Genomic DNA, 20,439 nt, shown 5'->3' on the forward strand with positions numbered 1-20,439 from the left:
AAGGCCAACGCCGAGGAGATGCAGAAGAAGCTGGAAGAAGTCGGCGCCAAGGTCGAGCTGAAGTAATTCAGTTTTCCAAGCCGTCACAAACACCGCATGGTTTAACCGCCATGCGGTGTTTTTTGTTGCCCAAACCAATAAAAAACGCGATGCCGAAACTTGGCATCGCGTTGCGGGGAAAAAACGGGAGAGAGAAAATCAAACAGAAGAGGTGGCTTGTCGGCGGGAAGGGGACCGATGCGACGGGTCTGTCATCAACCCGGCGTATTTGCCGTACATGTCTTTGAGCAAAACTGTGCGGCGTACCATGCCGATAAAAACATTGCGGTCGTCCACAACCGGCACAAAGTTTTGGTCGATGGCGGCTCGCAGCAGGGTAGGCATGTCAGTGGTCACCGTGACGGCCTTGTAATCCCGTCGGCGGGGAAAACTGGCGATGGGAACATCTTCGCTGGCTTCCAGATCCAATCCGTGGAGATTTTTCATCCCCCACAGGATATCCCCCTCGGTAATGGTACCCACATATTCGCCATTGCGCTTCAGCACGGGGATGGTGGCAAATCGCTGATTGGCCCATTTTTCCAAGGTTTGGCGCAGCGTAAAATCCTCGTAGATATATAATACGTCCTGCTTGGGTGTCAAAAAGAACAAAAGATTCATGCGGGAATGCACTCCTTTTGGTGATGGTGTTGCCTCTATATCCAGTATATACGTTCAACCTGTAAACTTTGTGAATGGAATGTTAAAAAACGAGGAGTCAGATTTTTCTTGAAAAAAGACTGTTCAAACGGGGAAAATTGGTGTATAATAAGCCTAATTAAGCCCAACAAAGGAGGATCGCAGATGATCACCAAGGTGAATCCTTACGGACATATCTCTTTGACCAACGACTATTTCTCCGGTCTGGTGGAGCAGGCTGCCAAGCAGTGCTACGGCATTGCGGCTATGGGGCAGGCTCCTGCCGAGAGCGTGGTGCGCAACGCGCTGCGTACGGGCAGTTTGCCGCCGAAGGGCGTTACCGTTACGCAAGAAGGCGGGCGTCTGGTCATCGCACTGCATATTAAAGTGGGGTATGGGCTCAATATCTCTACCATCACGCAAAGCATCACCCATCGCGTTAAGGACGAGGTGGAGCATGCCACCGGCCTGAAGGTCGCGCGCATTGATGTGTATGTGGACGATATTTTGGCAGATTAAGACATGAGGTGTAACAATACGATGATTACTGGCCAGATCCTGCGCGACGCCATTCTTTCCGGCGCCAATAACATTGCCAATCAGCGCACCCGCGTGGATGAGCTGAACGTTTTCCCGGTTCCCGACGGTGACACCGGTACCAATATGAGCATGACGGTGGGGGCTGCGACCCGCGAACTGGAAGCCCTGCCCGATAGCTGCACTGTGGCCGAAGCCAGCAAAACCGCAGCTTCCGCGATGCTGCGTGGCGCCCGCGGTAACTCCGGCGTAATCACCAGTCTGTTGTTCCGGGGCTTCTCCAAGGCTTTGAAGAATAAGACCGAGGCCAGTGCTGCCGATTTGGCCAGCGCGCTGCAGATGGGCGTGGAGGCTGCTTACAAGGCGGTTATGAAGCCCACCGAAGGCACCATTTTGACCGTTACCCGTCTGGCCGCCGAGAAAGCCCAGCAGTGCACCGAGATGGAAATTCCCGCGATGTGGGATGCTACGCTGGAAGCTGCGCAGGCCGCTCTGGATGATACCCCCAATCTGCTGCCGGTGCTGAAAAAGGCCGGTGTGGTGGATGCCGGCGGTCAGGGCATTTTGCTGGTCTTTGAAGGCATGAAACAGGTCTTTGACGGCGGCGAGATCATTGCCGGTGCCGAAGTGGCGGCCAAGCCTAAGGTTTCCAGCGAGGCGGCGGGCAAGGGCGTTTTTGCCGATGATCTGATGAAGGTCGAAGACATCAAGAACGGTTATTGCACCCAGTTCCTGCTGCACAAGAATGCCGACGCCAGCGTGACCCGTCTGCGTGCCTTCTTGGAGTCCAACGGTGATTCCGTTGTAGTCATCGAGGATGATGACGTGGCCAACTGCCATGTACACACTTCCGATCCCGGTATGATGTTGTCGGAAGCCATCAAGTACGGCTATCTGACCGACTTCAAGATCGAGAACATGCACGAGCAGTTCCTCGCTCGCCAGAAGCAGGGCAAGGGTCTGGAAAAGCAGGCGCAGGCGGAGGAAAAGAAGGAAAGCGAGTTTACCTACGCAGCGGTGGACCCTGAGCGTGAATACGGTTTTGTGGCCGTGGCCGCCGGTGAGGGACTGAAGAATGTCTTTACCGATCTGGGCGTAGACGCGGTTGTCAGCGGCGGTCAGACGATGAACCCCTCCACGGAGGATATCTTGGCGGCCATTCAGAGTGTGCCGGCTAAGACGGTGCTGGTGCTGCCGAACAACAAGAATATCATCATGGCGTCGGAGCAGGCCCAGAAGCTGGCCGACCGTAAGGTGATCGTCCTGCCCACCCGCACGGTGCCGCAGGGCATGACCGCCATGTTGAACTTCGATCCCGAAGGCAAACCTGACGAGAACGCTGTAAACATGATGGAGGCTGCCGACCACGTGAGCACCGGCTTGGTGACCTACGCGGCTCGGGATAGCGAATTTGACGGTAAGCCCATCAAGAAGGGCGAGATTATGGCGCTGGAGAACGGCAAGATTGTGGCTACGGGCGCCGACATTGTCAAGGTGACCTACCGCTTGGCACGTTCGATGCGCAAGAAGGATACGCAGTTTATTACGGTGATTTCCGGCTGCGATGTCAGCGATGAAGAAGCCGAGCATACCACGGATTTGGTACGCGCTAAGTGCGGCGGCAACATCGAGGTCAGTCATATCAGCGGCGGCCAGCCGGTGTACTACTACGTGATCTCCGTGGAGTAATCGCGCAGTAAACGTTACAAAAAGGCGAATTTGGGGTATCCGAGTTCGCCTTTTTCCTGTATACACTCTCTTTGCCGATACGATAACAGAAAGGAGGGCCCGTATGGCGACGATCGACAGTTCCATTCAATATCTGAAAGGCGTGGGACCGGCTTTTGCCAAAAAGTTTGAAAAATTGGGGATCAGCACCATTCGGGATCTGCTGCTCTGCTATCCCCGTAAGTATGTAGACTACACCCAGCCGTATTCGGTGGCATCAGCTCCTTACGATGTGGATTGCTGCGTAAAGGCTACCGTTTTGCAAAAGGAACCGGCGCGGCGCATCAAGGGCGGGCGTCTGCTCAATCGGGTACTGGCGGCCGATGATTCCGGCGTACTCACCCTGTCGTGGTTCAATGCATCCTATGCGGCAGACAAGCTGATCGTAGGGGAAACGTATTATTTTGAGGGGCGCATTGGCGGGAACCTGACCCACCGGGAATTGCTGCATCCCTTGGTCCGTACCGAAGCGCAGGTGGCTGCCAGTCCTTTTGTACCGGTGTACCGCGGAACCGAAGGACTGCCCGCTTCCCGGCAAGCCAGTTGTGCCCGGGCTGCGTTGGCCTATGTGGATGAGCTGCAAGACCCATTGCCCTCCGAACTGTTGACCAAGTATAAAATGCCCACCAAAGCGCAGGCGGTGCGAGGGGTACACGCCCCCCATGATCATGCCGATTTGGCTGCCGCTCGTCGTCGGCTGATTTTTGAAGAATTGTATCTGCTGCAAATCGGCATTTTTTTGCTGCGCAGCCATGGCCGTCGGGAAACCAGTGCCCCTATGCACGCCTTGGATCTGGAACCGTTTTGGCGGAGTTTGCCTTATGCGCCTACGGGTGCGCAGCGCCGTGCCACGGAGGAAATCACCCGAGACCTCTGCGGCAAGGTGCCCATGAACCGTCTGTTGCAGGGGGATGTGGGCAGCGGCAAAACGTTGGTGGCGGCCGCGGCAATCTGGTTTGCTGCCCAAAACGGCTGGCAGAGTGCCATGTTGGCCCCCACCGAGATTTTGGCCCGGCAGCATGCCGCTACATTGGCAGACCGTCTGGAACCTTTTGGCATCAACGTGACATTGCTGGTAGGCGGCATGAAAGCCAGCGAAAAGCGGATCGCACTGGCCGCGATTGCCGATGGACGAGCCGGATTGGTGGTTGGCACCCATGCGGTGCTCACCGACTCGGTGGTGTTTCAAAATCTGGGATTGGCCATTGTGGACGAGCAACATCGTTTTGGCGTGCGTCAGCGGGGGCTGCTGGCAGGCAAAGCGCAGAGTCCGCATTTGCTGGTGATGAGTGCGACCCCGATTCCTCGTACATTGGGGCTGTTGATGTACGGTGATTTGGATATTTCGGTGCTGGATGAGTTGCCGCCGGGGCGCAAGCCCATCAAAACATGGTTCACCACCGGCAAAAAGCGCCGAGATATGTACGGCTTTCTCGATAAGCAGATCGAGGCCGGACATCAAGTGTACATTGTCTGTCCGGCCATCGATGAAAACGAGTTGGATTCCAGTATGCAGGCGGTCAACACGTATTATTCGGAAGTGGCCTGCGCGCTGCTGCCCCATCGCCGCATCGGTTTGCTGCATGGCAAGATGAAGCCGAAGGAAAAGGATGAAGTCATGCAGCGGTTCAAGGCCGGGGAACTGGATGTACTGGTTTCCACCACCGTGATCGAGGTGGGCGTGGACGCTCCCAATGCCACCGTCATGGTCATCGAAAACGCCGAGCGGTTCGGTCTTTCTGCTTTGCATCAGTTACGGGGACGGGTAGGCCGGGGCGCGGCGGATTCCTGCTGTATCCTGCTATCCGACAACGAGAACGAGTCGGTGCGGGAGCGACTGCGCTTTCTATGTCATACCACCGATGGTTTTGCAGTGGCCAAATATGATCTGGAAACCCGTGGCCCTGGTGACTTCTTTGGGCAGGCTCAACACGGGCTGCCCACCTTGCGGGTGGCAGATCTGGTGCAGGATACCCGTACGCTGAAGGTGGCGCAAGAGGAGGCCAAAGCCTTGCTGGCGGTGGACCCCAACCTGATCGACCCGGCCCACTGCGCTCTGTCGGATGAAGTGGAGCGATTGTTTGCAACAGCCGGTGCGATGAATTAAATCGGTAAATCCCTTTTATTTCCGGGGAAAGTTTGCTATACTAAAAGATAACCCAAAGAAACCCTGTATCAAAGGAATCACATGCCTATGAAAAGAATCTGCGCACTGCTGTGCATGGTGGTGCTAACCTTTGTGTTGGTGTTGCCAGTGGCGGCAGAAGGGGAGACCAGCGCACTGTCTGCTGATGCGCCGGAGCTTACGGCGCCGGCGGCGTATGTCGTTAACTTGGATACCAACATTGTGGTATACGACAAAAACAGTGATACCCAACTGCAGGCAGCCAGTCTGACCAAAATGATGACCTGCCTGCTGATGCTGGAACAGTATCAAGATCAGTTGGATACCATTACCGTGACGGCTCCCAGCTATATTTATGACCTGATCTGGGAAAAAACCACCAACGCATCCACGGCAGATATACGCCGCGGCGACACGCAGACCCTTCGAAATCTGCTGTACGCCATGCTGTTGCCCAGTGCCAACGAGGCGGCCTACATTGTGGCCGACTATATGGGGGGCGGCAGTATCGATAACTTCGTGGCGATGATGAACGACGAGGCCGCTGCCATCGGCTGTACCGGAACCACGTTTACCGATCCCTGTGGTCTGGACGGGGGCAACGTGACTACGGCGAAGGACGCCTATCTGATTTTGCGGGCTTTGACGGCCTATGATGTGGTAGCCACCGTAATGGCGACTCCCAGTTACGATATGGGAACCAACGACAATTACCCTACGCCGGGAACCTACATCATCCAGAACACCAACAAAATGGTGTGCAACACCAGCTATTATCGGGCCTATACCAAGGGCGGCGAGTGGCAGAACTTTGCAGGCTGGCATAGCCAAGACGGAGAAAACTATATCAGTGTAGTGCTCAACGTCCCCAACGCTACCGATGAAGAGGGCGGTAGGCCTGCTCTGCGGGAAACCGGTACTCTGATGGATTGGGTGTACGAAACGTATACCATTGCGCCGGCCTTAGACACCACCCAGCCCATTACCGAAAGCCGAATCGTGTATTCTACCCAGACCGATACGGTCATGCTCTATCCGGCCGATGATATGATGACCTTGCTGCCCCGGGATGGTGGCGCGGCCCTTACCGAGCAGGTCTTTAACCTGCCGGACCATCTGACTGAAACAGGGGGACGTGGTGGGGACCGTGACGCTGACTATCGAAGGAGAGAGCATTGGCACGGTGGATTTGATCGCCGGCAGCGATGTGGACCGCAATCAAATGCTGTATACCATTTCCCGGGTAGGCGAGTTCTTCTCCAGCACCTATTTCAAGGTAGTCATCATGCTGACGATGGCGGTGGTGGCTGTTTATGCCTTCATTTGGGTGTTGTCCATTCTCGGCGTATGGAGTCGGGAAAGCGAAAATAAATAAATTTGTTGGAGTGATCCATCAGGAGGTAGGCACCATGCTGGATGTAAAACGCAATTTGACAACGATGACCGACTTCTACGAGCTGACCATGTCCGCTGGCTATCTGGACGAAGGCTATCAGGACAAGATCGCCGTCTTTGATATGTTCTTCCGGCGTGTGCCAGACGGTGGTGGTTACGCCATTATGGCCGGTTTGCAGCAGTTCATCGATGCGGTGGATCACCTCGAATTTACCGAGGAGGATATCAACTATCTGCGTTCTACCCATACCTTTGATGAGCGCTTCCTCAGCTATCTGGCGAACTTCCGGCTGCATTGCAACATTTGGGCTATCGAGGAAGGCATGCCGATCTTCCCGCAGGAACCTATCGTCACGGTGGAAGGCCCTGCCATTGAATGTCAGCTTTTGGAAACGCTGTTGCTGGTCACCTTCAATCATCAGTGTCTGATCGCCACCAAAGCCAACCGTATTGTGCGTGCGGCGGCTGGCCGCCCGGTGATGGAATTTGGTGCCCGCCGTGCACAGGGCTATGATGCCGCCTATTTTGGCGCCCGTGCCTCCTACATCGGTGGCTGCGGCTCCACTTCTTGCGTTATGGCTGCCCGAGATTTCGGCATTCCGGCGTCGGGCACCATGGCCCACAGCTGGGTACAGATGTTCCCCAGTGAGTACGACGCTTTCAAAAAATACGCAGAACTGTACCCGGATGCCTGTGTGCTGTTGGTAGATACCTACAATGTGTTGCGCCACGGTGTGCCGGACGCCATCAAAGTCTTTGATGAGGTCCTCAAACCCATGGGCAAGCGCCCCAAGGGGATTCGGATCGATTCCGGTGATATTGCATACCTTTCCAAAAAAGCCCGCAAAATGCTGGACGAAGCTGGATACCCTGACTGTACCATTTGCGCCTCCAATAGTTTGGACGAGTATATTGTACGGGATTTGATTTTGCAGGGGGCCCGAGTAGACAGCTTCGGCATTGGTGAAAATATGATTACGGCTAAGTCGGACCCGGTGTTCGGCGGGGTCTATAAGCTGGCCGCCGTTAAAGAGGAGGATGGCAGTTACACCCCCAAGATGAAGCTGTCCGAATCGGCGGAGAAGATGACCATCCCCGGCCTGAAAAAGGTGTGGCGTATTTATGACGAGGATGGCAAGGCGATGGCTGACTTGATCACCATGGCAGACGAACAGGTGGAGACCCGGCACGGCATCACGCTGTTTGACCCCATCGAAACATGGAAAGAATGCACCTATGTGAACTGCACCGTGCGCTGCTTGTCCACCCCGATCTATGAGCAGGGCAAACGGGTCTACGAAAGCCCGAGTCTGGACGACATCAAGAAGTTCTGCAAAGCGCAGGTCAACACGCTGTGGGATGAAGTGAAGCGCTTTGAAAACCCCCATCGGTACTATGTGGACCTGAGCCAGAAACTGTGGGATACCCGTAGCACGTTGCTGAAGCAGCTCTCCAAATAATTTGTTACAATACGGTTACAACCCGAGCCTCCCGCGCATACTAGTGGCAACACACTGGTTTGTGCGGGAGGTTTTGGTATGTTGGAACAAGGAATGCTATTCTTGCTGGGGGGCAGTGGGTATCTGGCGATTGAGCTGGCATGGCGGGGGACCAGTCATTGGACGATGTTTTTAGCAGGCGGGATATGTTTGTGTTTACTGCAACAACTGGCACAACGGCGGCTGCCGTTGCCGGCGGCAGCTGGGGCTGGTGCGGTAGGGGCCAGCGGCATCGAAGCGGCGGTGGGGATCTTCTGCCGCGAAATATTGCATGTGACGGTTTGGGATTATAGTGCGGAATGGGGAAATTGGGCGGGGCTGATTTGTCCGCGCTATACCGTCTATTGGTTTCTGCTGTGCGGTTGGGTCGTGTTGGTGCTTCGCAGGGTACAAACAGCTTTTAAAAATCCGATTTATGGTACTTGAATGGCCCCGGAAAGGAATAGAAGTACCGTTTTACGGACAGGGAATGTTGTATACTAATGCCATCCTGATAGGAAAGGCGGTACACACCATGACCCAGCAATTCAAATATGTAGGCGGCCACATCGAGGTGTATTCGGAGTACGGCGAGTTCTTGTTTTCGGCGGATACCATGCAGGAAGCATGGGAGGAACTGTCCGCCTGACGCGTACAAATGCAACTAAAATATGTACAATACGCCGAAATGGTGGAAAATATACAAATAACTTTTGTAAGTTTGTACAAAGTGCGGCTTGCAAAAGACAGACTTTTCGCATATAATGAAGACAGAAAACAGAAAGGAGCTAGGTAACATGTTGAAGCTGCATACTTTGGCTGAGTGGATGCACGGGTTTTTGGAGCCGGAACGTCCTTTTGGTCTGCCGGAGGAAATGTACAACGATGTGATGCCGTCGGGAGTACACAGTTACAACCGATCCGATCTGTCTTAAAACCCAACCACCCCCGCAAGCCGTGCCCCGTGCCGATGCGCTCCGCATCGGCACGGGGCATTTTTTGCTTGTAATTTTGGGCAAAAAAGGGTATGCTATTACTGTATCAATCCGACCTTATGAGGCCGACCTGTCAGAAGGAGTATCTGCATGAAACTGATTACCTTTACCGTGCCGTGCTATAACTCGGCTGCGTATATGGACCGTTGTATCGAAACCCTGCTTCCCGCTGGAGAGGACGCCGAGATCATCTTGGTGGATGATGGTTCCACCGACGACACCGGCAAGATTGCTGACGCCTACGCGGAGAAGTATCCCACCATTGTGCGGGTGATCCATCAGGAAAACGGTGGCCACGGGGAGGGAGTCAATCAGGGAATCCGTCATGCCACGGGTATGTTTTTTAAAGTGGTGGATTCCGACGACTGGCTGGACACCGAAGCACTGGCGAAAGTGATGGAAGTGCTGCGCCGCTACGCGGAAGCGGAAACACCGCTGGATCTGCTGATGGCCAACTACGTGTATGAACACGTAGCCGACAATACCCGCAACGTGGTGGACTACACCGGAATCCTGCCGGAAAATCGCGTCTTCCATTGGGATGAGATCGGCAAATTCCCGCCGAACAAGAATATCCTGATGCATAGCGTCATCTACCGCACGGCTGTGTTGCGGGCCAGCGGCATGGAACTGCCCAAGCATACCTTCTATGTGGACAATATCTTTGTGTACCAGCCGCTGCCCCAAGTCAAAACCATCTACTACCTCAATTTGGATTTGTATCGCTACTTTATCGGCCGGGAAGATCAGAGCGTCAACGAAAAGAATATGATCAAGCGGGTGGACCAGCAGCTGCGGGTTACACGGCTGATGATGCAGGCGGTGGATGTCTACGCGCTGCCTCCCGAGCAGGAAAAGCTGCAGGCCTATATGCTGAACTATTTTTCGATGATGATGGCCATTTCCAGCATCTTTTTGGCGTTGGACGGCAGTGAGGAAGCGCTTCAGAAGCGGAAACAACTCTGGGACGATCTCAAAGCGCATGATGAACGGCTGTGGCGCCGCTGCCGGCATTCGGTGGCACAGGGCTGCAACTTGCCCGGTTGGCTGGGCAGCAAGCTGAGCATTGGCGGTTATCGCATTGCGCAAAAACTGTTTAAATTCAACTGAGGAGGCACCATGCAGCCCTACCAGACCATTTTGTTTGATTTGGACGGCACTTTGACGGATTCGGCCCCCGGGATTCTCAACTCGGTGCGCCACGCCTGCCAGAAAATGGCCCTAGAGGTGCCGGAAGAGGCCATCTTGCGCCGCTTTCTGGGACCGCCGCTGCCAGACTCTTTCCGAGAGTATCTCCACCTGCAGGAAGAGGACACCGTCCGAGCGGTGGCCGCCTTTCGGGAATACTACCCCGAACGCGGCATTTTTGAGAATGAGGTTTATCCCGGCATTCCAGAGCTTTTGGCGGATTTGAAAAGGGCTGGCAAAAGGGTCGTGATGGCGACCAGCAAGCCGGAAGACTTTGCCCGGCGCATTATGGAACATTTCTCTCTGGAAAGCTATTTTGATGCAATTTGCGGTGCCACAATGGACGAAACACGCACGGATAAAGGGGAGGTTATCGCCTACGCCCTGCAAACAGCAGGGGTCACCCAACTTCAGGACGTCGTCATGGTGGGCGACCGGGAACACGATGTCAAAGGTGCGGCGCGTAACGGCTTGCCTTGCATTGGCGCGGTCTATGGCTATGGGAGCGCCGACGAACTGACGAAAGCTGGTGCGGTGGCATTGGCCAACACAGTAGCAGATCTGCATACGCTGTTATGTGATTCTTAAAAAGTGAAAGAACCCCCTCTCGGTTTTGCAGCCGAGAGGGGGTTTTTTAGGAATTATGAGGCTGATTGTCTTTGTCGTTGTAGAAAAGATGAAGGTTGTACCACGAGGCACTGATACCAGCTGCGATGCACCCTATCAGGAGCAAAAGCCCCCAGCCGGTGGTCAGCAGTCCGCGAGGCCATAAAAAGAGGAGGGCGAGGGCTGTCGCGGCAAAAGCTGGCAGGAAATCGTGCAGAAACTTTAGAATTCGCAGGCGAGGTGTGTTCTCCGGCAACGAAAAGTCTGGGTCACAGCAGATACAGCGGATTCGCGCGGTGGGGATCCCACGGATTGGGTAGAGATAGCGCGTGGCCCGATACGCAATCCCATTGATGGTGAAGCGGGGGTGCATGCTTTCGTGGGTGACCACAAGATTCAGATCCTTCTCCCGGCCATAGGCAAAGAGTGCATCGGTAAACTGAGCGGGGGTCATGACTGGGGTATCCGGTGTGAAGGTGAAGATGCGGCGATGCTCCCGACGGGTCATGGCACGGTAATCTTCCAACCAACCGGCATACCAACTCCGTTGGGGGGCACTGTCCATCCGAGCCAGATAGGCATCGATATCCAACGCAGCAGTACCAATATCTTGCCGCTGCAGGTCGTTGCAAAACTGAATTGCAGTTTCTAGTTTTTGGGCACGTTCGCGCAGCCGTTCACTTTGGCGGGCCGCTGCTTCCGCCAAGGTGAGTTGCCCCTCTAAGATTTGGTGAATGTCTTCCAACGGCATGTCCAGCATGCGCAGGGCGCGGATGATCTTCAGCGTGCGGATGTGTTGCGCTGTGTAGATGCGATATTCGTTTTCGGGATTTCGGTCAGGGTGCAGCAAACCGGCTTGTTCATAGTAGCGGATATTACGGGTGGATACACCGGATTGTTCCGAGGCTTCTTTGATATTCATGAAAACCCCTCCTTTGGCCTTAGTATATACCTTACACCGATGGGAAGGTCAAGTCTTTTTTCAAATAAATCATACCATCCCCACGGTTTTTGTGCTATACTGTTCTTACATTTCAATATAAAGAGGGAGCAAAACCATGTATCAGTTGGGAGACGACAAACTGGAAGTACGCGAATTGCTGGTCAAAGCCTTTGCCAGCGCGTGGGAACATAGTGATAAGCATGTGGACCGAGATACCTATATCAACAGCAGCATCAATGTGATCGATTCGCTGCAAGTTGGGCCCGAGATGATTTATGGAGAGGAAGGCCAAGGTTTGCTGGAGGGCGAACTGGATCACCTTCCGGATCTGCTGCGTGCCGACGGTATGTGGGTCTACTATGAAGTTCCGGCCGACAACTACTTTATTTTGACTTGGATGGCAGACGCGGACAAAGCACAGGCCAAAGTACAGACATTGCAAGGGGAAGAAGGAAGTCTTGCGTGTGTGGTGGATCTGAAGCAGGAGTGGCACCGCGAACAGTAAGAACCGGTCTGGCCGGAGAAAGGAGGGGCTCGATGCGGCAGGAGCGCATTCGACTGCCGGGGGATGCCCAGTGGCTGTTGCAGACGCTGCATACCGCAGGGTACAGCGCCTACGTGGTGGGTGGCTGTGTCCGGGATAGCTTGTTGGGGCGTCAGCCGGGCGACTGGGATATCTGCACTTCGGCCCGTCCAGACCAAATGCGGGCACTGTTTGCCGACCAGCAGTTGATCCTGACCGGCGAAAAGCACGGCACCGTGGGGGTCGTGCTGCACGGCAAACCCTATGAGATCACGACCTATCGGCTGGACGGTCAGTATCGGGATCACCGCCATCCGGACCGAGTTCAATTTGTGGGGGAACTGGCAGAGGACTTGTCCCGGCGGGATTTTACCATCAATGCCATGGCTTATGCCCCCGGTGAGGGTGTCATCGATCTTCACGGCGGGCGCCAAGATCTGGCAAATGGGATCATCCGCTGCGTGGGAAAACCGGAAGCCCGCTTTGAAGAAGATGCCTTGCGTATTTTAAGAGCGCTGCGTTTCGCAGCGCGGCTAGGGTTTGTTTTAGAGCCGGAAACCGAGCAGGCAGCCCGTGCCGCCTGCAATACCTTGCAGTCCGTCAGTGCGGAACGCATCTACGCGGAGTTGGATGGTTTGCTGACCGTGCCGGGGGCAGGGGCGACGTTATCCCGGTACGGGGCGATTCTGGCGGGGGCGATTCCCGAGGTGGGGCCTTGTATGGGTTGTACCCAACCGGGACGATGGCATTGCTACGATGTCTGGCAGCACACAGCCGCGGCTGTTACTGCGTTGGATCTTCGCGGGCAAGACACGCGGGGTGCTAGAGTGCTTTGCTGGGCTACCTTTTTGCATGACATTGCCAAGCCCTTGTGCCGCAGTGTAGGTCCCGACGGAGCAGCCCATTTTAGAGGACATAACCAGCGGGGGGCGCAGGTGGCACGGGGAATTTTGCGCCGGCTGAAGGCTCCCAGCTATTTGATCGAAGGGGCATCAGGATTGATTGCCATTCACGATGCGCCGCTGCCGAGTGGAGACACTGCCATCTTAAAAAGCTTGAACCGCTATGGAGCGATATTTTTACGACGTCTGTGCGCGTTGAAGTACGCGGATTTGGACGCCCATGCGCAAACTCCGGAAGTGGCAGCGCGCCGCCGCGATGTGACGATTTTTGAAGAGCGCATGCAGGAATTGTCCCACACCGGATGCTATACCATGCGGCAGTTGGCCCTAAATGGGGCTGATCTCATGGAAGACGGCATGCCGGCCGGCCCGGCGGTTGGGCAGATGCTGCACGCCCTGCTTTCGGCAGTGATGGAAGGCCGCGTGCCCAACGAAAAAGCTGCACTGTTGGCGGAAGCGCATCGGCTCAGAGAAGCGCGTTGAGGGAATTCCACTCAGAAAAAGGATTTGCGATAAGGAGGCTTTGTGACGATGAAAAACGAAGTGCTGTCTGCGATTGCTGCCCGGCGTAGCTGCCGTGCTTATCAGCCGGAACAGATCAAACCCGAAGAATTACAAGCCGTGGTAGAGGCGGGGACATGGGCGCCTACGGCGCTGAACCGGCAAAGCCCGGTGATCGTAGCGGTGCAAGACAAAGCAACGCGCGATCAGTTGTCCGCCATGAATGCCCAAATTATGGGGCGGGATGGGGACCCCTTCTATGGCGCTCCCACCGTGCTGGTGGTGCTGGCGGACCAGACGATTCCCACCTATGTGGAGGATGGTTCGTTGGTTTTGGGAAATCTGCTGTTGGCTGCATCCAGCATTGGTCTGGGTTCTTGCTGGATCAATCGCGCTAAAGAAACCTTTGATACCGAGGAAGGAAAGGCACTTCTGCGCAAATGGAGTCTGGATCCGGAACGTTACCGTGGTGTAGGCAACTGCATTTTGGGATATCCGGCGGCAGGTGGTATCAAACCGGCGGCGCCTCGTAAAGCAGATTATGTGGTACATGTATGATTCTAGGGGTTGGCATTGACTTGTGTGAGGCGCAGCGCATCGAAAAAAGCCTCGAAAAAACGTCCTTCTGCGAGTATGTATATGCGCCGGCGGAACAGGTACTTCTGGCAGGACTTTCCGGTAAGCGCCGGGCCGAAACCGCCGCGGCCAATTTTGCTGCCAAGGAAGCTTTTCTCAAAGCGGCAGGAACCGGGCTCGGTGGCTTTGCCTTGTCGGAGCTGGCGCTGCTGCGAGCGGAGAACGGTGCTCCGTATTTTGAACTTGAAGGCCGCGCTGCCGTTTGGGCTGCGCAGCGCGGTCTAACGGTACATGTTAGCCTGACCCACGAGAAGGGTCTTGCCAGTGCCATCGTTGTGCTGGAAGAACATCAGCCAAAAGGGGAGTGACCGATGTCTGCCAAAACGCCGCGCACCAGTAATTTGGAACTGCTGCGCATCTTGTGCATGCTGCTTATCATCGGAGATCACTTGACAGGGCAAGGAGGCATTGCAGATTACAGTACCTTCTCATCCTCTTTTGCCTTTTGTCTGATTGGCTGCGGCTCCCGCATTGCTTGCAGTGTTTTTATCCTGATCGGAAGCTGGTTTTTGTGCGAACGCCCTTTTCGGACACGCCGTCCTCTTTCGCTGTGGATGTCCCTGTGGTTGTATACCGTGCCGGTGACGGTGCTCTGTTGGGCTTTGGGGCTGCCGGTGTCCTTCGGTACATTGCGGTGGGCAATTGTTCCCACGTCCACACGGCAGCTTTGGTTCATTTCGGACTATCTGATCTTGCTGCTCATGACGCCGGTGCTCAATCGCGTGCTGCATGGCTTGCCGCGGCATGCCCACCGCACCTTGCTGCTGGCGCTGAGTCTTCCCTTAGTTGTCTATCCGACGCTCTTTGCCGAAGATGGCGTAGTCAGCGATTTGGTGTGGATGTTCCTATATGAATATCTGTTGGCCGCGTATCTGCACCGCTATCCGGATAATAGAGTGTGCAGACTGCTGCAAAACCGTGGGGTGGCATTGTTCTTTGGAGTAGGCCTTCCGGTGCTGAACACAGCAGCCAGAGCGTGGCTGGAGTGGCAAGGCCAGACGGAAGGAAAGGCCTTTCAGTACATTGCCTATTATCGCACAGGGTTGGGGGCATTGCCCAACCTGTTGGCTGCGTTGGCGCTATTTTCACTGTTCCGTGGTTTGAATCTTGGTAGCATTCGTTGGATCAACGCGCTGGCCGGGACAACGCTGGGGGTATATATCCTGCATCAGGTACCCGCTTTCCGCGATTTTTTGTGGAACGGTGTTTTTCAGGCGCAGGCGCATCATGGTTCTGTGTTGTATACGCTGTTCGTGATCGGTGCGGTTTTTGTGGGCGGTGCCATCTTAGATGGATTGCGCACCAAACTGATCTTGCAGCCATTGCAGCGCAGCGCGGTGTTTACAGCGCTGTGCAAAAAAGGAGATGCTCTCGCGGCAGAACTGCAACAAGATGATTAAAAAGACCTCCTCCCGCTTATACTAAGAGTATAAGACGAGAGGAGGTCTTTTGGATGGAAGTGCATAGAGGGGAAGTTTTTTATGCGGATCTGAGTCCAGTCGTAGGCTCAGAACAGGGAGGCATCCGGCCGGTACTTATCATTCAGAATGAGATTGGAAACCGGCATAGCCCCACCGTGATCGCAGCGGCCATCACCAGCAGGCAAGACAAAAATCGTTTGCCGACCCATATCAGTGTTCGGGCGGATCGCTGCGGACTGTCTAAAGACAGCATCGTGCTGACGGAACAAATCCGTACGTTGGATAAGCGCCGTTTACGGGAACGGGCAGGACGCATTCCCCCGGATGATATGCGTCGTGTGGATGAGGCGCTAGGCGTTTCAATGGGGCTGGAAAGTCAGAACACCCACGACGATGGGGGATACTTTTAAAGAAAACGCCCTCCGGGCCGATAGGCTCGGAGGGCGTTGTGTGTTAGAAAAGAGGATCAGAACGCTACTTTCTTGGCAATGTAGTCCTTCAGCTCGCTGATGGGCAGGCGAATCTGCTCCATGGTGTCGCGGTCGCGAATGGTGACACAGTTGTCGGCTTCTGTTTTGTCATCGCCCACGGTCTGGAAGTCCACGGTGATGCACAACGGGGTGCCGATCTCATCTTGACGGCGGTACCGCTTGCCGATGGAACCGGCATCATCGTAGTCCACCATAAAGTCTTTGGCCAACTCGTTGCGAATCTCCATGGCCTTGTCACCCAGTTTCTTGGAGAGCGGCAGCACGGCGCACTTGAACGGCGCGAGGAAGGGATGCAGGCGCAGTACCGTACGGACGTCTTCTTTGCCCTTGGCATCCACCAAATGTTCCTCATCGTAGGCTTCGCACAGGAAGGCCAGTGCCACACGGTCACAGCCCAGCGAAGGCTCAATGACGTAGGGAATGTAGTGCTCGTTGGTCTCGGGATCGAAATACTCCAGACTCTTGCCGGAAGCCTCCTGATGGCGGCTTAGGTCGTAATTGGTACGGTCTGCGATGCCCCACAACTCGCCCCAATCGGTAAACGGGAACGCATACTCAATGTCGGTGGTAGCACGGGAATAGAAGGCCAACTCGGCGGCTTCATGATCCCGCAAGCGCAGATTTTCTTCCTTGATACCGAGGCTCAGCAGCCAGTTTTTGCAGAAATCTTTCCAATAGGCGAACCATTCCAAATCGGTGTCCGGCTTGCAGAAAAACTCGCATTCCATCTGCTCGAATTCGCGGGTACGGAAGGTGAAGTTGCCCGGGGTAATCTCGTTACGGAAAGCCTTGCCCACCTGACAAACGCCGAAAGGCAGTTTGCGGCGGGTGGTGCGCTGGATGTTGGCAAAGTTGACAAAGATGCCCTGTGCAGTCTCAGGACGCAGATAGCAAGTAGAAGAGGAATCCTCGGTAACACCGATGGCCGTCTTGAACATCAGGTTGAACTTGCGAATGGGGGTGAAGTCATGCTTGCCGCAGACAGGGCAGACCACCTCGTCATGGCTGGCAATGAAAGCGTCCATCTCATCAAAGGTCATGGCGTCCACGTCTACATTTTGACCCTGCTCGCAGTCGGCAATCAATTTGTCGGCGCGGTGACGGCTCTTACAGGCGCGGCAATCCAGCAGCGGGTCCGAGAAGCTGGCCACATGGCCGGTGGTCACCCAGGTCTGCGGGTTCATCAGAATGGCGGCATCCAAGCCGACATTGTAGGGGCTCTCCTGCACGAACTTTTTCAGCCATGCTTTTTTCACGTTGTTCTTGAACTCGACGCCCAGCGGGCCGTAATCCCAACTGTTGGCCAGACCACCATAGATCTCGCTGCCGGGATAGATGAACCCACGGTTTTTGCACAGGTTCACAATCATGTCCAAAGTCTTTTCGCTGTTTTTCATTTCTTCTTTACTCCTTCCGCATGGCTGGCTGCCACACAAAGTGAATTTGCTGCGCTGCACAGTATCAACGCAGTATGGCTATTATAGCATAGCGGGTCGTCTGGCACAAGCTAAATGCAGTAAATCTTCGATTGAGCGGAGAGATGTTGCAATTCATGGGGGCGCTTGTTATAATGAACAAATAGTGAACGAAAAGATTGGAATTCTTTATGAAGTTCTAGAAAAGGTGGGCAACGATTTATGAACCTTCCCAAAACTTCCTTTTTGCACAGGGATATTATTAAACAACACAAGGTCTTTACGGCTATTGTAGTGCTTCAGTGTTTGGTGATCCTTTGGCTGTTAGTCGGTCTGTTCCGGCCGGCTTTTTCCCTTACGATCCTACCACAGGATTTTTCGGCAGCAGTGGAAGAAAAGAGTGACTCTCAATATCAGGCGCAAATGGCGGAAGAAAGCTTGCAATTTCAAATTGCAGAGGAGGCAAAACGTGCACCGGAAAGCGAAGGCGAGGCAAACTTTGAACAGCTAGAATCTCAAGGATACGCTATACGTTCTGGAGCGTATGAAGTGACGATTCAGTATCAGACGGACTCTACATCAGCCAATATACGGGCAGCGGAAGTATCGTTTGAGGAACTACGGTTTTATAATCTGGTATACGGTGAGCCTATTACGCTTACAGGAGCATGGTCCACTGTAACGGGACGGCTGTGGATACCGCTAGGAGCTAACGCGAAAGAATTGGTGGCTCAAGTTACTCCTCTGGGAGAGTGCAATTTTCAAATCGAAAGTATCACACTGCAAGAACAACCGGTATATCGGTTGATTCGACTTGTGGGAATTTTGCTACTTTTTGGTATTGTGAATGGTATCGGTCTGGCTCTTTTTACGGAGGGAACGTGGGATCCTTGGAATAAGTTAAAGAAACACTGGACTATCGTTGTGCTTTCTTTGGTTTGCATATTTGCTTGCATTCCCCTATTTGGTAATGGACTTCTCATTGGTGATGATCTGGATTTTCACTTGACTAGAATTGTGAGTTTAGCACAAGGGTTGTCGGATGGGCAGTTTCCGGTTCGTTTGTATACGGATATGCTGAATGGCTATGGATATGCAACGCCTCTATATTATTGCGATTTATTTTTGTATATACCCGCCATATTGTATAACTGCATGGTGCCATTGCAAGTTTGCTATAAACTTTATGTTATGCTAATTACAATTTTTACAGTAGGCGTAACTTATTGGGCCATGAGTGAAATAGTAAAAGCGAAGGATACGGCGTTAGTCGGAACGCTTATTTATGTACTTGCAAACTATAGAATATCGAATGTTTATTGCCGAGCGGCGGTGGGGGAATATACTGCAATGGCTTGGCTGCCTTTAATCGTTTTGGGGATTTATCGGATTTTTCAATCAAAAAGTCCGTCTTTCCGTGACGGCGTACCGCTGGCAATTGGTGTGGCGTTTATAGCGCAAAGTCATGTGCTTAGTTTAGAAATGGTTTTGCTGTTTTTGGTGCTTTTTTGCTTTGCTAATATAAACAAAATGCTTGCCACTAAAAGGATGTTGACTCTTTTTAAGGAGGCGCTCTTGTCCGTGGGTCTATGCTCATGGTTTATCGTTCCAATGTTATGTTCAATGCTTACGCAGAGGACGACTGTGACAGGGGCAGGGGGATCTACAAGTTTTCAAAGCACAGGTTTATCAGTATATAATTTGTTTGCTTTATTTAGCGATGTTGAGGACCCAAAATCATATAAAACAATAGGTCTTAGTCTAATTGTTGGAAGTTTAATTGCAGTTTATGTGTTGTTAAAGCGCTGCAGTTGGAAGGTTGACGAAAACTCGTTAATAAAGTGGACTCTTTTGTTCGGCTGGGGGGCAGTGTTCTTTTCGCTGAATTTGTTCCCTTGGGATTGTGTACTTAGTTATGTTAGTCAGACTCTGGTACACAAAGTGTTAACCATTGTACAGTATTCATGGCGATATATGACGATTGCTACAATTCTTTTGTCGGTAACGATAACAGTATCGTTAAAAATTATTAAACAAAAGAATGATGGCCACTATAAGTGTTTGTGCACAGCGTTGATATTATTGACAATGTTTAACGCTGGTGACCTTTATCGCATAGGCAATCAAACGAGAGATCTTGAAATGCGATACTCTCTTTCGGAAAATGATCGTGTAGTTGTTATGCAAGGTGAGTATCTCCTTTCAAAGGATGTTGACTGGAACTATCCGCGTCCTTCCACCCAAGATGAAGAACTGCTCATCAAATGGTATGATAAAACAGATGGTGTCGCTCATATCACTTTGGATAACACCGGTGATACAGAGGCGACCGTTGTGCTGCCGATTTTCGATTATGGCAATTATCATGCTGTAGATACCGAGGGCACAGAATGGACTTTGGGAACAAGTGAAAACTCTCTTTTGCAGCTTACGGTACCGGCTGGATACAGCGGGTCGTTCTCGATTCAGTATAAAGAACCTATCTGGTGGCGCGCTGCGGAATTGGTTTCGCTGGCAACCTTTGTGGGATTGGTTGGTGTCTGGGTAAAAGACAAAAAGAAAAAACGGCAGCTACACAAGCTGCCGGGCGATCTCGCGGGCTAAGGCCTGCCATGTGGCAAGATCAAAATTGGAATCTTTCCGCAACCGGGCAAGTTCTGCCTGCACGCGGGGGATCTTCCGTGCCGGAATGCCAAGCCGGGCCAATGCTATACGGGAAAGCGGTGACTTTCCCGCTGGTTTTCGCAGGCGGCTCACTGCTAAAGGGTCGATACTCCAAATCCATTTTGCCATGTTTCACGCCTCCTGCTAGTCAAAATACCAGAATTGTGGAAATCTTTTCTGCTATTATACCAAAAATTTGGGAAAAGTGTTTAT

General features: G+C 53.3%; 20 protein-coding genes and 1 pseudogene. 17 read left to right on the forward strand and 4 right to left on the reverse strand.

Going from position 1 to position 20,439, the window contains the following annotated elements:
* Window positions 1-198: 198 nt before the first annotated feature.
* A complete protein-coding gene (locus Q0526_RS04050; protein ID WP_298731115.1) occupies window positions 199-660 on the reverse strand; it encodes a CBS domain-containing protein in 462 nt (153 codons plus the stop codon).
* A gap of 183 nt (window positions 661-843) precedes the next feature.
* Here Q0526_RS04050 and Q0526_RS04055 point away from each other — a divergent pair, with 183 nt between their 5' ends.
* The 10 genes and pseudogenes from Q0526_RS04055 (at window position 844) to Q0526_RS04095 (ending at window position 10,712) form a co-directional block, all read left to right on the forward strand.
* Entirely contained in the window at window positions 844-1,197 is a 354-nt protein-coding gene (locus Q0526_RS04055; protein ID WP_007046673.1) for an Asp23/Gls24 family envelope stress response protein, read from the forward strand.
* A gap of 21 nt (window positions 1,198-1,218) precedes the next feature.
* The gene (locus tag Q0526_RS04060) at window positions 1,219-2,904 is read left to right on the forward strand and encodes a DAK2 domain-containing protein (protein WP_298731119.1); all 1,686 of its coding nucleotides are present in this window, start codon (window positions 1,219-1,221) and stop codon (window positions 2,902-2,904) included.
* An 82-nt stretch (window positions 2,905-2,986) separates the two neighbouring features.
* Entirely contained in the window at window positions 2,987-5,050 is a 2,064-nt protein-coding gene (gene recG, locus Q0526_RS04065; protein ID WP_298731177.1) for an ATP-dependent DNA helicase RecG, read from the forward strand.
* 114 nt (window positions 5,051-5,164) lie between these two features.
* Window positions 5,165-5,926, forward strand: a pseudogene (locus Q0526_RS18765) (serine hydrolase); the annotation flags it as partial.
* 289 nt (window positions 5,927-6,215) lie between these two features.
* Complete coding sequence (locus Q0526_RS18770) at window positions 6,216-6,443, forward strand: hypothetical protein (protein ID WP_366522029.1); 228 nt, start codon at window positions 6,216-6,218, stop codon at window positions 6,441-6,443.
* Window positions 6,444-6,477: 34 nt separating this feature from the next.
* Window positions 6,478-7,923, forward strand: coding sequence for a nicotinate phosphoribosyltransferase (locus Q0526_RS04075; protein ID WP_298731123.1), 1,446 nt, complete (start codon window positions 6,478-6,480; stop codon window positions 7,921-7,923).
* Between the two features lie 78 nt (window positions 7,924-8,001).
* The gene (locus tag Q0526_RS04080; RefSeq protein ID WP_298731125.1) at window positions 8,002-8,388 is read left to right on the forward strand and encodes a hypothetical protein; all 387 of its coding nucleotides are present in this window, start codon (window positions 8,002-8,004) and stop codon (window positions 8,386-8,388) included.
* A 350-nt stretch (window positions 8,389-8,738) separates the two neighbouring features.
* A complete protein-coding gene (locus Q0526_RS04085) occupies window positions 8,739-8,876 on the forward strand; it encodes a hypothetical protein (RefSeq protein WP_298731127.1) in 138 nt (45 codons plus the stop codon).
* A 150-nt stretch (window positions 8,877-9,026) separates the two neighbouring features.
* Window positions 9,027-10,046: a glycosyltransferase family 2 protein gene (locus tag Q0526_RS04090; protein WP_298731128.1), complete on the forward strand. Its 1,020-nt coding sequence runs from the start codon at window positions 9,027-9,029 to the stop codon at window positions 10,044-10,046.
* 9 nt (window positions 10,047-10,055) lie between these two features.
* A complete protein-coding gene (locus Q0526_RS04095; protein WP_298731130.1) occupies window positions 10,056-10,712 on the forward strand; it encodes an HAD family hydrolase in 657 nt (218 codons plus the stop codon).
* A gap of 46 nt (window positions 10,713-10,758) precedes the next feature.
* Here Q0526_RS04095 and Q0526_RS04100 read toward each other — a convergent pair whose 3' ends face one another.
* Window positions 10,759-11,652, reverse strand: coding sequence for a MerR family transcriptional regulator (locus Q0526_RS04100; protein ID WP_298731132.1), 894 nt, complete (start codon window positions 11,650-11,652; stop codon window positions 10,759-10,761).
* 136 nt (window positions 11,653-11,788) lie between these two features.
* On the opposite strand from Q0526_RS04100, the gene Q0526_RS04105 reads away from it, so the two are divergent.
* Genes Q0526_RS04105 through Q0526_RS04130 form a run of 6 tightly spaced genes read left to right on the forward strand, consistent with a single transcriptional unit; the run spans window position 11,789 to window position 16,066 of the window.
* Window positions 11,789-12,178 (forward strand): hypothetical protein, encoded by a 390-nt coding sequence (locus Q0526_RS04105; protein ID WP_298731134.1) that lies wholly within the window; start codon window positions 11,789-11,791, stop codon window positions 12,176-12,178.
* A 32-nt stretch (window positions 12,179-12,210) separates the two neighbouring features.
* A complete protein-coding gene (locus Q0526_RS04110) occupies window positions 12,211-13,581 on the forward strand; it encodes a hypothetical protein (protein ID WP_298731136.1) in 1,371 nt (456 codons plus the stop codon).
* Window positions 13,582-13,629: 48 nt separating this feature from the next.
* On the forward strand, window positions 13,630-14,157 hold the full coding sequence (locus tag Q0526_RS04115; RefSeq protein ID WP_298731138.1) for a nitroreductase: 528 nt from the start codon (window positions 13,630-13,632) through the stop codon (window positions 14,155-14,157).
* Window positions 14,154-14,543, forward strand: a complete 390-nt coding sequence (gene acpS / locus Q0526_RS04120; protein ID WP_298731140.1) for a holo-ACP synthase — start codon at window positions 14,154-14,156, stop codon at window positions 14,541-14,543. Before Q0526_RS04115 ends, acpS begins: the two co-directional genes overlap by 4 nt.
* 3 nt (window positions 14,544-14,546) lie before the next feature.
* Complete coding sequence (locus Q0526_RS04125; RefSeq protein WP_298731143.1) at window positions 14,547-15,635, forward strand: acyltransferase; 1,089 nt, start codon at window positions 14,547-14,549, stop codon at window positions 15,633-15,635.
* A gap of 53 nt (window positions 15,636-15,688) precedes the next feature.
* Entirely contained in the window at window positions 15,689-16,066 is a 378-nt protein-coding gene (locus tag Q0526_RS04130) for a type II toxin-antitoxin system PemK/MazF family toxin (RefSeq protein WP_295338527.1), read from the forward strand.
* A 56-nt stretch (window positions 16,067-16,122) separates the two neighbouring features.
* On the opposite strand, the gene Q0526_RS04135 is transcribed toward Q0526_RS04130, so the two are convergent.
* Window positions 16,123-17,544 (reverse strand): glycine--tRNA ligase, encoded by a 1,422-nt coding sequence (locus Q0526_RS04135; RefSeq protein ID WP_298731145.1) that lies wholly within the window; start codon window positions 17,542-17,544, stop codon window positions 16,123-16,125.
* A gap of 240 nt (window positions 17,545-17,784) precedes the next feature.
* Between Q0526_RS04135 and Q0526_RS04140 the strand changes: the two genes are divergently transcribed.
* Window positions 17,785-20,166 carry a hypothetical protein gene (locus Q0526_RS04140; RefSeq protein WP_298731147.1) on the forward strand — a complete coding sequence of 794 codons (2,382 nt, stop codon included), beginning with the start codon at window positions 17,785-17,787 and terminating at the stop codon, window positions 20,164-20,166.
* On the opposite strand, the gene Q0526_RS04145 is transcribed toward Q0526_RS04140, so the two are convergent.
* On the reverse strand, window positions 20,134-20,355 hold the full coding sequence (locus Q0526_RS04145; RefSeq protein WP_298731148.1) for a hypothetical protein: 222 nt from the start codon (window positions 20,353-20,355) through the stop codon (window positions 20,134-20,136). The genes Q0526_RS04140 and Q0526_RS04145 overlap by 33 nt on opposite strands.
* Between the last annotated feature and the right edge of the window lie 84 nt (window positions 20,356-20,439).

The sequence above is a fragment of the uncultured Subdoligranulum sp. genome (genome assembly GCF_937890665.1).